Origin of the sequence: Myxococcus sp. AS-1-15 (genome assembly GCF_020037055.1) — a bacterium.
In the GTDB taxonomy this organism is placed as follows: domain Bacteria; phylum Myxococcota; class Myxococcia; order Myxococcales; family Myxococcaceae; genus Myxococcus; species Myxococcus fulvus.
In genome coordinates this window covers 267856-281871 of record NZ_JAIQDF010000005.1, presented here as the reverse complement: position 1 = coordinate 281871, position 14016 = coordinate 267856, and the positions used below count along the sequence as shown (strand labels likewise).

Genomic DNA, 14016 nt, shown 5'->3' with positions numbered 1-14016 from the left:
CCGGTAACACGCGTACAGGTGTAGCTTTCCATCGACGTGACAAACAATGACGCCCGGCGTCATCGCTGCTCACGTGCGGGATGCAAATCGCAAGGGGTGGCTTGAAGCGAGACACCCATTTGCGCCACGCTTGTTTGCATTGAGACATCTGCCGCGAGACGGGCGAGGAGCGCCCGCACATCGACGGGGGGCGAATGCAGTCAAACGTGTTCACCGCGGTTCTGATTCCACTGTCGTTGGCCGTCATCATGCTCGGCCTGGGACTGTCGCTGACGCTCGCGGACTTCAAGCGCGTCATCGTCTACCCGCGAGCGGTGATCGTGGGGCTCGTGTGCCAGATGCTGGTGCTTCCCGCCGGCGGTGTTCTCATTGCCCATGCCTTCGGACTGGGGCCGGAGCTGGCGGTGGGGCTGATGTTGCTGGCGGCCTCCCCCGGCGGCGCGACGGCGAACCTCTTCAGCCACCTGGCCCGCGGTGACGTGGCCCTGAACATCACGCTCACGGCGGTCAACAGCGCGCTGACGCTGGTGACGCTGCCGCTCATCGTGAACTTCTCGCTCAACCACTTCATGGGCGAGGACCGGGCGGTGCCCATGCAGTTCGCCAAGGTGCTGCAGGTCTTCATCATCGTGCTGGGGCCGGTGAGCATCGGCATGCTGGTGCGCTCGAGGAAGCCCCAGGTGGCGCTCAAGCTGGACAAGCCCATCCGCATCATGTCCGCCGCGTTCCTGGCGGTGGTCATCGCGGCGGCCGTGTACCAGGAGCGCCAGAACATCGGCGCGTACTTCCAGCAGGTGGGCCTGGCGGCGCTGAGCTTCAACCTGTTGAGCATGGGCGTGGGCTTCGTGACGCCGCTGCTGTTCCGGCTCCCCCGGCGTCAGGCGGTGGCCATCGGCATGGAGATCGGCATCCACAACGGCATCCTCGCGATGACGATTGCGATGAGCCCGCTGCTGTTGGGCAACGCCACCATGGCCATCCCGCCGGCCATCTACAGCATCATCATGTACTTCACGGCCGCGGCGTTCGGCTACGCGGTGACGCGACGCCACGCGGACGAGCAGGACTCTCCCGCCGCAACCCCCAGTCGTTCCTGAAGCACCCGCCGCGGTTCCTCCCCGCCGCGGTCTCCCCCACCCGAGGAAGTGTCGAGATGATGCTCAAGCGTCTATCGCTGTCCATCTGCACGCTCTGTTTGAGCCTGGGTCTGGTGTCCCCCGCGGCCGCGCAGCAGTCCGCGGCCACGCCGACGCCTCCGCCGGATGCTCCCACGGCCGGGCCCACGAACACCCCGGAGGTCGCCCCCGCCAGCGAGCCCTCCCCGGTCCCCCCACCCCGCCCCATCCCCAACGTCCGGCTGTACATGACCAGCTTCAACCTGTTCCGCGTCAACCCCATCGGGTTGGAGACGCAGAACCGGCTGGTCATCCAGAAGCGGCTGTTCAACAGCGAGTCCGTGCTGATGCGTGACACGTTCGTCAACGCCGCGGCCCTCATCAAGGCGAACCCCGCCTCGTTGAAGGTGGGGCCGATGTTCGAGATCCAGCCGATCGCCCTGTTCAACCTGCGGCTGAGCTACGAGTACACGAACTTCCTGGGGACCATGGGCTTCCTGCAGGGGTACGCGAACCCGCTGAACGACTTCTCGGATGACGCGCTGGATGCGCGCGAGGACGCGGCCTACAGCACCAGCGGCCACCACTTCCTGGTGGAGCCGACGCTGCAGGCGAAGGTGGGCCCCATCGCGGTGCGCACCAAGTTCAGCATCGAGTACTGGAACCTGTCGCTGCGCGACGGCGAGACGACGTTCTACGACCCGATGCTCGACTCGCTGCTCGCGGGCAAGGGCTGGGTCTTCACCAACGACTCGGACGTCGTCTACCTGTCCGGCCGGTGGATGCTGGGCGCGCGCTTCAGCGGCGTGTGGCCGCAGTACACCGAGGACCAGGGCGTCTCCGACGCGTTGAAGGCGGACAACAGCCACATGCGCGCGGGCCCCGTCGTCTCCTATGCCTTCAACACGGACGAGGGCACGATGTTCAACCGCCCCACGGTGCTGGGCATGGTGGCCTGGTACCTGAAGCACCCCAGCCGTCAGGAGGCGATGCCGTACCTGCTGCTGGGCTTCTCCTTCAACTCGGACCTGATGGGCGGGCGCTAGTCCGCGTCAGGGAGGAAGGGCCGCTCCCGCGAGAGGACTTCGCGGAAGCGGCGGTCGGGCCCGGGGCTCACGAAGGCCCCGGGGTTCGAATCAGTGGTGGCTGTCCGGGCCGTGAGCGTGGCCGTGCTCCAGCTCCTCGGCCGTGGCGGCGCGGACGTCGGCCACGGTCAGCTGGAAGTGCAGCGTCTTGCCGGCGAGCGGGTGGTTGTAGTCCACCACCACGGTGTCGCCCTTGATCTCCTTCACGAGCAGGTCGACCTCGTCGCCCTCGGGGTCCGTGGCGGTGAGGATGCCGCCCTCCTGGAGCTCCAGCCCTTCGGGGAACTCGTCACGGGGGACCTCCTCGAGGCCCTCGGGGTCATGCGGCCCGTAGCCGTCCTCGGGGGGGATGACGACCGACAGGCTGTCTCCCTTCGCCTTGCCCTCCAGGGCCTTCTCCAGGCCGGGGACGACCTCCTCGTGGCCCTGCAGGTAGACGAGCGGATCTCCCGGCTCGCTCTCGTCAATGAGCTTTCCATCGCCGAGGTGAAGCTTGAAGTCGATGGAGACGACACTGTCCTTCGCGATTTTCATGGCGCCTCTCTTAGCGCAGGCCGTTGTCCAACGCTCCCATCATGTGCTCGGCCGGTCTGCGGGAGGGCATGGGAGCGGGGCCCCCCGCCCGAAACCGGACGCAAGGGCTTTCAGGGGCCGGGGCGAGGTGGGCGGGCGCCCAGGTCCAGCGCGCGGGCTCGCGTGCTCCGGTCGATTCGGCCCTCCAGGCGAACGATGCGGCGCCGGTGGTCCTCCGGCAACTCCGCCGCCGCCGAGAGTCGGGCGTGGCGCAGCGCGGCCGCGAGGTCCTTGAGGGAGTGCTCGTAGAGCTTGGTCAGCTCCAGGTGCAGGCTCGCCGCCTGGAAGCCCCGGGCGGACTGGAGGGCCTGGTGCAGGTGGTCCGCGGCGGCCTGGGGCTCGCCGGCCATGCGGGCCAGGCGCGAGGCCAGGGCGTGGGCCTCCATGCCCACGGTGCCGGCGCCTTTCGTCGCCGCGGCCGCGAAGGCCCGGGCCCGGGTGTGGTCTCCCGCCCGGAGCGCCACGCTCGCGAAGCCGAGCAGGTCCCTGGGGTCCTCGTCCCGGGGAACGGCGGTGCCGTCGCCGGCGCGGAAGCGGCGGACCATCTCGCCCAGGAGGGCGGCGAGGAGGAGGAGGTCGTTGGCGTTGTGCTCGAGCACGGGCGTCAGCGAGGCGCCGTCGCCGCCGCGCAGGTAGCGGAAGTACAGGTCCGGGATGAGCGAGCCGTCCACGTCGTCGACGCGGCGCAGGCCGAGCACCTGCTCCTCCATGTGGACCAGGCGCGTGCCGGCGCCCCGGTGCTTGAAGACGCGGCGGGCGCAGTGGAGCAGGTCCAGGTGGGGCAGCTCGGCGGGGGCCTTCACGCGGTTGAGGACGAAGCGCGTGCGCAAGAGCGGCCAGTCGAAGCTCTTGCCGTTGAAGGTGACGATGCAGGAGGAGCGGGCCATGCGCTCGGCGAGCACGCGCAGCATGGGGGCCTCTTCGCCGAGCTTGCGCAGGAAGAGCTGGTGGACGCGCAGCGAGCGCCCCTCGAACCAGGCGAGGCCCACGAGGAACGGCACGGTGCCGGTGCCGCCGGCGAGGCCCGTGGTCTCCGTGTCGAGGAAGAGCATGCGCTGGTAGTCCACGCCGGCCAGGTCCTCGTGGAGCGCGAGCCGGGCGACCAGGGCGCCCTCCACGTCGAGGGCGCCGGCCACGGGGGCGCTGCCGTGGTGGTGGTCCGGAGGCAGGAGGCGCTCGGAGACGTGGACGGTGCCGTGCGGTGTCTCCTGGGCCACGACGGGCAGCGGACCGGGAGGAGGACGTGGCTGGGTGGGACCTCGGCGCGCGGCCGTCTGGCCCTGGCGCTCGGACCAGTCCGCGAGCATCCGCCGGAGGGACTCGATGCGCGGGTCGCTCGGGCGCGCGGGGGCCTGGGGCGATGCGGTGGCGGCTGACGGTTCGGGCGCGATGGAGTGGCGCGATGACGCGTCCGGCCCGGGGGCTTGTCCCGTATGGGCAGGAGCCGGGGCGGCTGACACCGTCGGCGGCGGTGACGCAGGAGCGAAGGTGTTCGCCTCGGCTGAACGCTCCGCGACGTTCCCTGGTGGAGCCCTCCCCTCGTCCGACGGCTCCGGGAGCGTGGCCACGCGGCTCGCGGGCTTGCCGCCGGGGCCCACGCCCGTCAGTCGCGCCAGCTTTCGCTTGAGGTCCACGCGCCGAGCCCTCCGCCGTCTACTGCACGCCCGCGACGCCGAGCAGGCTCAGCACCTCGAGCCCCAAGCGCTTGCGCGGATGCGGGTCCACGGGAGCCTGTCCCGGCATGACACCCGACGCCGGGCCGATGCACGCCGGGCAGCCCTCCTCACACGCGCAGGACTCCAGGAGTCGCCGCGCGCGCACGAGCAGTTCGTCGCGCTGGTCATACAGCCGCGCCGCCAGCCCCACGCCGCCGGGGATGTTGTCGTAGAGGAAGATGGTCGGATCGAACCCCACCCCACCATCCTTGCGCGGAGGCCCGTCCGCGTCATCGCGGCTGCCCAGCGTCTTGCCGATGTCCCGGGGGTCGATCATCAACCCCACGCACGCCACCGTGCGCAGCGCCGTGGCGATGCCTCGCAGCGCGTCGATGACCGCGGGCCTCGGTGCCTTCATCGAGCGCACCACCGACTCCGGCACCGTCAGCCACAGCGCCGTGGTGTGCATCTGCATCTCCGGCAGCGCCACCTCGCCGTAACCGACGTTCTCGTGCGTGTGGTACTTGATCTTCTTGTACCCCACGACCTTCTCGATGACGCTCACCTCGCCCATGCCGGCCTGGAGCGACGGGCCCACGGGCGCGCCCTGGTCCTCCTGGATGACATTCACGCGCACGTACGTCATCGCGTCCGTGAAGTAGTCCGGCGCCACCTTGCGCACGAAGGCCTTGTGGTTCTCGTAGTCGAACTGCTCGACCTGATACTGCTCGGCCTCGTGCTGGTAGATGGCCTGCTCGTGCAACATCGTGTGCGCCGAGCGGAAGTCCATCTCCGCCAGCGTGCGGTCCGTGCCGCGCTCGATGATGACCACGTTGTCCCAGCCCACGCTGCGCAGGGACACGTGGTTCGCCGGATACGCATCCGAGGACCAGTGGAACACGCGCCGGCCGCCCTCCCCCGCCGTCGGATGCACCACCTGATGCTGCGCCAGGAACCCCAGCGCCTCCGCCGTCGACTCCGCCGGCACGTCGCCGAAGGCCTCGCCCTCCTCGAACGGCAGCTCGAACGACGCGCACTTGAGATGCTGGACCAGGATCTCCACGTTGTCCGGGTCGATGCGCGCGTGCTCCACCGGAGCGCCGATGAGGAAGCGCGGGTCCGCGGCCATGTACTGGTCCAACGGCGCGCTCGACGTCACCAGCAACGCCAGGCTCCCCGCGCCACGACGTCCCGCGCGGCCGAAGCGCTGCATCAGCGCCGCCACCGAGCCCGGGTACCCCGCGCACACCACCGCGTCCAGCGAGCCGATGTCGATGCCCAGCTCCAGCGCGTTCGTCGCGACGACACACCGCACGTCCCCCGCGCGCAGCGCCGCCTCCGTCGCCCGCCGCGTCCCCGGCAGATAGCCACCCCGGTAGCCCTGGATGAGCGACGGATCCAACTTCTCCTCGACGAACCGGTCGCGCAGGTACTTGAGCATCACCTCGATGTTGTTGCGCGACTGGCCGAACAGCAGCGTGGACACGCCCGCGCGCACCAGGTCCGATGTCAGCCGCACCGCCGTTTTGAGATAGCTGGCGCGGATGCCCAGCTCCGCGTTGACCACGGGCGGGTTGAACACCATGACCCGCCGCTCACCCGCCGGCGCCCCGCTCTCCGCGACCAGCTCCACGTCACACCCGAGCATCCTCCGCGCATGCGCCTGCGGATTGCCGATGGTCGCCGACGCCGCGATGAACACCGGGTCCGAGCCATGGAAGCGCGCCACCCGACGCAGCCGGCGCAGCACGTTCGCCAGGTGCGAGCCGAAGACGCCCCGATACGTGTGCAGCTCGTCGATGACCACGTAGCGCAGGTTTGAGAACAAACGAGCCCAGCTCGCGTGGTGCGGGAGGATGCCCGTGTGGAGCATGTCGGGGTTGGTGAGCAGCACGCCCCCCCGCTCCCGGGCGGCGCGGCGTGCGTCCGCCGGCGTGTCCCCGTCGAAGGTGATCGCGCCATGCGTCAGCCCGGCCTCGCGCATGAAGGCCCGGAGGGATTCCTCCTGGTCCCTGGACAGCGCCTTGGTGGGGAACAGGTAGAGGGCGCGCGCCTGGGGCTCCCGGGCGAAGCGATCCATCAGCGGCAGGTTGTAGCAGAGGCTCTTGCCCGAGGCGGTGGGGGTGGCGATGACCAGGTTCCGGCCCGCGCGGGCCAGCCGGAAGGCCTCGGCCTGGTGGGAGAAGAGCTGCTCGACGCCTCGCTGGCGGAGCGCCTCCCGCACCTGGGGGGCCACGTCCTCGGGGATGGGCGCGAACGAGCCGACCCGGGCGGGGGTGGCCTCGTCGAGCGAGAAGCAGGGCGACAGGCCCCGGTCCGCCTTCCATTGCTGGAGCACGGAGTCCAACCCCCGGGGGGCGTTCCACGGGGTGCGACGCGGGCCACCGAAGGCCCCTTCTTCCTTCTCGAACTTCATGGGGCGGGCACTGTACAGGTGTGTACCGGGGCGGACAACGCGAACACGGTCGAGCACGCCGGACGGGGCTCGGCTAGGTTCCCGCGCCCGTGGCCCTCGCCATCTTCCTGTTCACCTACGTCTTCATCGCCGGCGCCCGGCTCCCCTTCCTCAAGCTCGACCGCCCCGGAGGCGCGCTGCTCGGCGCGGTCCTCATGGTGGTGTTCGGCGTGGTCTCGCCCGCGGAGGTCTTCAACCACAGCGAGGACACCGCGAAGCACGCCATCGACGCGGACACCATCGTCCTGCTGCTCGGGATGATGCTGCTGGCCGCGTACATGTCCCAGGCCGCCGTCTTCCGCACGGCCGGCGCCTGGGCGGTACGTCGCGCCCGCACGCCCCGCCTGTTGTTGATCGCCGTGACGTTCATCTCCGCGGTGCTGTCCGCCTTCCTGGTCAACGACACGGTGTGCTTGATGCTCACGCCGCTGGTGCTCGCCACGGTGGATGACGCGAAGCTGCCGCCCGTGCCGTACCTGCTCGCCGTGTGCATGGGCAGCAACAGCGGCTCGGTGGCCACCTTCACCGGCAACCCGCAGAACATGCTCATCCAGGGCGCGTCGGGAATCTCGTACGCCAGCTTCGCGGCGTACATGGCGGTGCCCGCGCTCCTGTCGACCGTCATCGTCGCCGCCGCGCTGGTGTACCTCTTCCGCAACGAGCTGAGCACGAAGCGCTTCGAGCCCCAGCCGCCGCCGCCGCCCGTGGACCGCTGGCTCCTGGTGCTGACGCTCACGGTGACGGTGGGCGTCATCGTGGCCTTCTTCGCCGGGCTGCCCATGAGCTGGAGCGCGCTGGCCGGCGCCGCGCTGGTGATGGCCCTGTCCCGTCGCGAGCCGCGCGAGGCGCTCGAGCGCGTGGACTGGGTGCTGCTCTTGTTCTTCGCCAGCCTCTTCGTGGTGGTCTACGGCGTGAACAAGCACGGCTGGGCGGAGGAGATCCGCCTCATCTTCGCGCCGCTGATGGCGGGGCCGCCGTGGCGGGAGACGCTGGGCTTCGCGGGGCTGACGCTGGTGGCGTCCAACCTCTTCAGCAACGTGCCCTTCGTCATGCTCGCGCGCTCGTGGGTGCCCACGCTGCAGAACGTGGAGCTGGGCTGGCACGTGCTGGCCCTGGGCTCCACGCTGGCCGGCAACCTCACCCTCGTCGGCAGCGTCGCCAACCTCATCGTCTTCGAGGCGGCGCGCGGCAAGGTGGACATGTCCTTCATGCGCTACCTGCGCGTGGGGCTGCCCGTGACGCTCGTCAGCTTCGTGGTGGGGATCGCGGTGCTCCTCGCGGAGCACGCCCTGTTCTGACTCAGGGGTCCGGGTCCGGCAGCTCGCCCGGCGCCAGCTCCGGGTCGGGCGGCTTGGGCGGCTCGACGAAGGTGGGCGCGACGGCGTCGGGAGCGGCGGGGCCCGGAGGCGTCGCCACCGAGGGGCCGCCGCGACGGTCCCTGGGCGTGAGGTCCTTCACGAACTCGAGCGCCACCTGGTCCAACAGCGTGGTGAGCGCCTGGCGGAACAGGTCCGGGTTCTTCCCCACCTTGAACGGGTCCAGGTGCTCCGCGCCCGCCTCCACCTGGTCCACCTCGAACGGGTGACGCCACACCTCCGAGCGCCCATCCAGCGTGAACATCCGGCCATAGCCGCGCAGGAAGGCACCCGCGTGGCCCTTCTTGCTGCGCATGCCGTACTCCTGCACCACGAACTCGACGATGGTGTCCGCGCCCAGCGGCGTCACCAGGTCGTAGTCCGGAGCGTTCGCGGGGACCTCCTCCACCAGGAAGCTCTCCAGCACGGACGCCACGCGCGCGGGGTCCACCGTGTACGTCCACGGGGCCTCGCGAGGCAGCTGTGTCAGCGTGTTGACGCGCAGCCGCTCGGAAATCTCGAAGCGCGTCACCGCCTGCTGGAGCTTCACGGTGAGCCGCCGGTCCGCCTCCACGGGCTCCAGCTTCTTGAGCTTGTCGCCGTACGCGGAGTCTTCGCGGAATACGAAGCTGCGAGGTCCCGCGCCGTCCTCGATGCGGGAGATGAAGGCGGGGCGGCGCACGCGGTCCAGGTCGGCGCCGGCGAGCCGCTGCGACGCACAGCCGGCGCAGAGCGCCAGCGCGAGAAACGGGAGAAGGCTTCGCGTCATGACCTGAGACTTACCCCATTGCGGGGCGGCCCGCCCCTTCCGGGCCCGTGGCGCCGCCCTGCCCTCCCGACGAGCCGTCCGCTGGTATGCTCCCGCGCGTGAATCCTTCCTCCGTGGCACCCCCTCCCCCCGGCCGTAAGCGCCGGCTCGGGGAAATCCTCATGGATGCGGGTCTCCTGACCGAGACCCAGCTTCGCTCCGCGCTGGCCGAGCAGCGCAAGTGGGGAGGCCGCCTGGGCCTCACGCTGGTGCAGATGCGCTTCGTGGACGAGAGCTCCATGGTGCACGCCCTGTCGCGCCAGCTCGCCATCCCCACGGTGGACCTGGATGCCCTGACGCCTTCGGCTCCGGCGATGCAGGCGCTGCGCGTGGACATCGCCGAGCGCTACACGGTGTTCCCCACCGCCTACGAGCCGTCGAGCAAGCTGCTCACGGTGGCCACGTCGGACCCGACGAACGTGGAGTCGCTCCAGGAGCTGGCGTTCCACACGGGCCAGCGGCTCCAGGTGGTGGTGGCCGCGGCCTCGTCCATCGAGCGGGCCATCCGCCGCCACTACCATGGGGAGATCACCTCCACGACGGCGTCTCCGCTGGCGTTCGGAATCGACGAGCAGACCTTCGAGCTGGCGCCTCCGTCCGAGTCGGCCGTGGAGCTGATGCCCGCCCCGCGCGCGTCGGGCCCGTCGTCCGTCCGGGAGGGTGAGCTCACGCAGCAGGTGGAGGCCCTCACCCAGAAGGTGACAGACCTGGAGCGCATGGTGGCGCAGCAGGCGCGCTCGCTGCGCGCCATGCTGGAGCTCCTGGAGACGCGGGGCCTCGTCACCCGCGACGACTACCTCGCGAAGGTGCGCTGAGGGACGAGGCCCGGTTCAGACGAGGATGAGGTCCTCGTCGCCGCCCAGGGCCTCCACGCCGAGCACCTGCTCCGTGCGGCGAAGGCGCTCGTCGCTCAGCTCGGAGATGAGCACCAGGATCTGAGGGTGGCTGGAGATGAGCGCGTCGAAGTCGGCGCGCGGCAGTCGCAGGAGCGTGGTGTGACGCCCCGCGGTCACGGTGGCCGTGGCGGGGGTCTTCTGGAGCAGGGAGATTTCGCCGAAGAGGTCTCCCTCCTTCAGCCGCGTGAGCAGGTGCCCGTCCTTGTGCACCTCCACCTCGCCCGAGAGCAGGACGTAGAGCCCGTCCGTCTGGTCCCCGTCGCGGATGATGACGTCACCGCGCTCGACGTCGCGGGCGCGGAAGCGCTCCACCAGCGTGCGCCGGTCCTTCCGGTTGAAGGGCCGGAAGAGCGCGGAGGTGTTCATCACGTTGGTGAGCAGACGCTGGCGCACGAACTTCTTCAGGGCCGCGGCCACCTGCGGATGGCTCCGGGAGAGCGAGGCCAGGACGGGCGCGGAGATCTCCAACAGCTGCGTGTCCTCGGAGGCGGCCTCCACGGAGGCGGTGCGCGGCGCTCCGGAGAGGATGGCCATCTCGCCGAAGAACGCGCCGCCCTCGAGCACCGCGAGCTCCACGCGGCGCTCGGCGTCCATCCGGAAGACGCGGGCCTGGCCCTCGCAGATGACGTAGAAGGCATCGCCGTGGCTGCCCTGCTCGATGATGCGCTCCCCCGCGCTGAAGCGGCGCAGCGGGCAGCGCTCGAACAGCTCGATGAAGGCGTCGCGAGGCAGGTCCGAGAACAGCGGGATGGTCGGCAGCGCGTCCAGAGAGGGCGCGTCGGTGATGACCTCCTCGGTGAGGCTGAAGACCTCCTCCTCGTCGCTGACGGCGGCGCTCCCGGCCCGCTGATTCAGACCGGCCTGGGCCGCGAGCTCCACGGCATGCAGCAGGGAGTCCGCTTCGAGCTCCAGCTCGGTGAAGGACGACGGGCGCGGCGTCACCGCGCGCAGCGATGCGCCCAGCTCGCGGGACACCTCGCGGAACGGGACGGCGGTGGCGCCCGCGGGGGGCGTGACGTCCGCGCGGCGCGGGCGCAGGCCCGGAGGCGCCGAGGGCGGGTCGATGAGCGTGGGCGTCGGCGGGAGGCCGGGCTCCATCGCCTGTGCATCCGCGATGGGCGAGGACAACGCCTTCCACTTCCCGCTCAAGGGGGACTTCGCCGCGGGCACAGGTGCCGAGGGGGGCGTGATTCGCTGCGGGGTGCGCGGCGCGAGTCCTGGAGGCAGTGAGCTCGCCGTGGGGGGCGCACCCGGCTCGGGCTCGCCCACGACGACGTCGAAGCCTTCATCCTCGGAGGCGGTGCTCGAGGCGGGCGACGGTGCCATCGAAGCCCGTGCCACGGCAACGGTGCTCGAGGGGGAGAGGCCCGCTTCGGCCCATCCGGTGCTCGACGGCTCGACGTGGGAGGACGGTGCCTCGTCATCGTGAGTGGCGGGCTCGGCTTCCTGCCCCACGCTCACGGAATGGACGACGACCTCCTCCGCGCTGGAGGTGTTGGAGGACGTCTCCACGGAGAGCTCGAGTCCATCCGATGCGTCGCCCGACACCGGTTGCGGGGACGGCGCGGGGCGCTCGGGCGGCGGCGGCGCGGAGAGCGCGCTGCCCATGGGGCCTCGGGCCCGGGCGCCCACGGGCGTGCCTCGGCGCGCGTAGAGGTTCGCCAGCATCTGCTGGACGCCCTGGTGGCTCGGGTCCAGCTCGAGGATGAGCTTGCTCGCGGCGATGGCGCGCGGGAGGAAGCCCTCCTTGGCGAAGCCCTCGGCGGCGGACTGGTACGCGGCGACGGCGCGCTCGCGCTCCCCTGCCTTCGCCCAGGCGTCACCCATGCGCAGGCGCGACTGGTGGTCCTTGGGGTCGAGCTTGCAGAAGTCCTCGTACAGCTCGGCGGCCTTGGAGAAGCGCCCCTTGGTGAAGGCCGCGGCGGCGCTGTCCTTGAGCTTGCGTGCTTCCATTACCGAGCCCCCTCCGAAGCCGTGCCCCCCTTCGCCAGCGCCGCGCCCGCCGCGTCACGCACGGTCCGGAAGTAGTCGCTCTTGAGCGCATCGAGGAACTCCGAGTGCGTCGTCGCGCCCATGCGCTTGAGCGCCGTGGCCGCCGCCGCGCGAATCTCCGGCAGGTCGTGGAACAAGTCCCTCGCGACCACGTCGGCCGCCTGCACGTCCCCGATCGTCCCGAGCGCCAGCAGCACGTCGCGCCTCGCCACGCTGTTGGTCTCGTCGAGCGCCTTGATGAGCGTGGGCACCGCGTCCTTCGCCTGGATGCGCGCGAGCACCACCGCCGCGAGCGCCGCCTCCGGCCCACCCTCCTTCACCACGCCCTGGAGCACCGCCGACGCCGACGCCGGCACCCCGGGGCCCTTCGCCAGCGCGTCCAGCACGAGCAGCTTCTCGCCGCCCATCTTCGGCAGCGCCTCCAGCAAGGCCACCTGCCCCGCCTCGCCCGACTCGGCGAGCGCCTGCGCCAGCGTCTTCTGGAGATCCCTCTCGGGCTCGAAGATTCCCTCGCGAGCCACGGCCACGCCCTCGGCGCCCAGGCGCGTCAGGCCCACGAGCGCCGCCGTGCGCAGGGGGATGCTCGGGTCCTGGCTGTATCCCTTGAGCAGCTCCAGGGCGCCCGGCGCGCGCAGGGTCCCCAGCGCGCGAATCAGCGTCGCCAGCGGGACGAGCCGCTCGGCCTCCACGTCGTCGAACAGCTCGCTGGGCACGCGGGGCTTGACCACGGTGCGGCCCGCGTCCTTGGCCCGCTGCGCGTTGAGCGCCTTCACCCGCTCGAAGAGCGAGGCGTGGCGGGACGCGCGCTCGTCATTCGGCGAGGCCGCGACGTGCGGGGAGGTCGTGGCGGACGGGTCGAACCCGGCGCCGTAAGTCTCGGGGAGCTTCTGGGTGACCCAGTCCGAGCGCAGCGCCTCCAGCCCCTTGGCCTCCTGCTCGTAGAGCTTCTGGAGCTGGGGCACGACGGACGCGTCGCCCACCGCGGCCACGGCGTCCACGGCGAGCATGCGCAGCGTGGCATCGTTCTGGTTGAGCCACGGCGTCACCTTCGCGAGCAGCGGCTGGGCCACGGGGCCGAGCCCGGCGACGGCCTGGAGCCCGCTCGCGGCGGTGGCGGGACGCGCCAGGCGCTCGCCGATGGGGTCCAACGGGCAGCCGCCGCGGGTGCGCATCGCCAGGGCCGCCGCGAGCGCGTCGGACGGGGCACCATCGAGCGCGACGGCGCACAGCGCGGTGTCGGTCTCCGGCGTGCGCGGGAAGGACAGGATGGCGTCGATGGCCAGAGGGCTCACCGCGCTCTTCTCCACGGCCACGGCCTGGAGGCGCGGCGCGGCGGCGGGGTCCTGCAGCTTGCTCAGCGCGGTGATGGCGGACTCGCGCAGCTCCGGGAAACTCTCGTCGAGCAGCAGCGCGATGTCGCCCACGGCCCGCTTGTCACCCGCGTCGCCCAGGCCGCGCACGGCGGCGGCGGCGAGGATGACCTGGCTGTCTCGGACCAGGGGCAGGAGCCGATTCACGGCCTCGGGACGACCGCTCTTGCCCAGCTCCTCGGCGGCGCCGACGCGCTCGGGGAGCTCGCCTTCGGTGAGCGTGAGGAGGTTGCGGTCCCACTGGCCCTTGGCCTCGGCGGCCACGACTTCCGCCATGGCGCCCGGCACGTTGGCGTTCTTGAGGGCCTGGACGATGACCTGGCGGGTGGTGCGCCCCCGGCGCCCGTACTGGAGCGTGAGGTAGGCCTTGGCCTTGTCGTTGCGCACCTTGGAGAGCGCCATGGCCGCGCGGCCCTGGACCTCCTCGTCGGAGTCCTCGAGCAGCTCGCCCAGCAGGTCGACGACGCGAGGATCCTGACTCTCGCCGAGCGCGACGGCCGCCTCCGCGCGGACGATGGACGCCAGGTCCTTGGCCGCGCGGGTGAAGAGGATCAGGTCATCGGGATTGCCCTGTCCGGCGAGCTTCTTCACCGCCAGGGCGCGGACCTCCGGTCGAGGACTCTGGAGGTCTGCGAGGAGCTGGTCCCGGCTCCCGTTGCAACCGAGGACCAGGGCCAGCATGAGGATGTAGGGGCGTGCGCCGGTTCGCATC

At 71.0% G+C, this 14016-nt stretch carries 10 protein-coding genes; 4 read left to right on the top strand and 6 right to left on the bottom strand.

Annotation, left to right across the window (positions count from 1 at the left end; translation table 11 throughout):
* Positions 1-206: 206 nt before the first annotated feature.
* Entirely contained in the window at positions 207-1097 is an 891-nt protein-coding gene (locus K8625_RS16925; protein WP_223748601.1) for a bile acid:sodium symporter family protein, read from the top strand.
* Positions 1098-1153: 56 nt separating this feature from the next.
* The gene (locus tag K8625_RS16920; RefSeq protein ID WP_223748602.1) at positions 1154-2161 is read left to right on the top strand and encodes a hypothetical protein; all 1008 of its coding nucleotides are present in this window, start codon (positions 1154-1156) and stop codon (positions 2159-2161) included.
* A 90-nt stretch (positions 2162-2251) separates the two neighbouring features.
* Here the strand turns inward: K8625_RS16920 and K8625_RS16915 are convergent, their stop codons facing one another.
* The 3 genes from K8625_RS16915 to K8625_RS16905 form a co-directional block, all read right to left on the bottom strand.
* Complete coding sequence (locus K8625_RS16915; RefSeq protein ID WP_141333454.1) at positions 2252-2734, bottom strand: peptidylprolyl isomerase; 483 nt, start codon at positions 2732-2734, stop codon at positions 2252-2254.
* Positions 2735-2844: 110 nt separating this feature from the next.
* Entirely contained in the window at positions 2845-4407 is a 1563-nt protein-coding gene (locus K8625_RS16910; protein WP_223783289.1) for a ribonuclease H-like domain-containing protein, read from the bottom strand.
* Between the two features lie 19 nt (positions 4408-4426).
* Positions 4427-6844 (bottom strand): DEAD/DEAH box helicase, encoded by a 2418-nt coding sequence (locus tag K8625_RS16905; RefSeq protein ID WP_223783288.1) that lies wholly within the window; start codon positions 6842-6844, stop codon positions 4427-4429.
* 89 nt (positions 6845-6933) lie between these two features.
* On the opposite strand from K8625_RS16905, the gene K8625_RS16900 reads away from it, so the two are divergent.
* The gene (locus K8625_RS16900) at positions 6934-8181 is read left to right on the top strand and encodes an SLC13 family permease (RefSeq protein ID WP_223748605.1); all 1248 of its coding nucleotides are present in this window, start codon (positions 6934-6936) and stop codon (positions 8179-8181) included.
* Position 8182: 1 nt separating this feature from the next.
* Here the strand turns inward: K8625_RS16900 and K8625_RS16895 are convergent, their stop codons facing one another.
* Positions 8183-9007 carry a hypothetical protein gene (locus K8625_RS16895; protein WP_223748606.1) on the bottom strand — a complete coding sequence of 275 codons (825 nt, stop codon included), beginning with the start codon at positions 9005-9007 and terminating at the stop codon, positions 8183-8185.
* Positions 9008-9168: 161 nt separating this feature from the next.
* Between K8625_RS16895 and K8625_RS16890 the strand changes: the two genes are divergently transcribed.
* A complete protein-coding gene (locus tag K8625_RS16890; protein ID WP_141332434.1) occupies positions 9169-9861 on the top strand; it encodes a general secretion pathway protein GspE in 693 nt (230 codons plus the stop codon).
* A 15-nt stretch (positions 9862-9876) separates the two neighbouring features.
* Here K8625_RS16890 and K8625_RS16885 read toward each other — a convergent pair whose 3' ends face one another.
* Entirely contained in the window at positions 9877-11895 is a 2019-nt protein-coding gene (locus tag K8625_RS16885; protein ID WP_223783287.1) for a cyclic nucleotide-binding domain-containing protein, read from the bottom strand.
* Complete coding sequence (locus K8625_RS16880) at positions 11895-14015, bottom strand: HEAT repeat domain-containing protein (RefSeq protein WP_223783286.1); 2121 nt, start codon at positions 14013-14015, stop codon at positions 11895-11897. Before K8625_RS16880 ends, K8625_RS16885 begins: the two co-directional genes overlap by 1 nt.
* Position 14016: the final 1 nt, after the last annotated feature.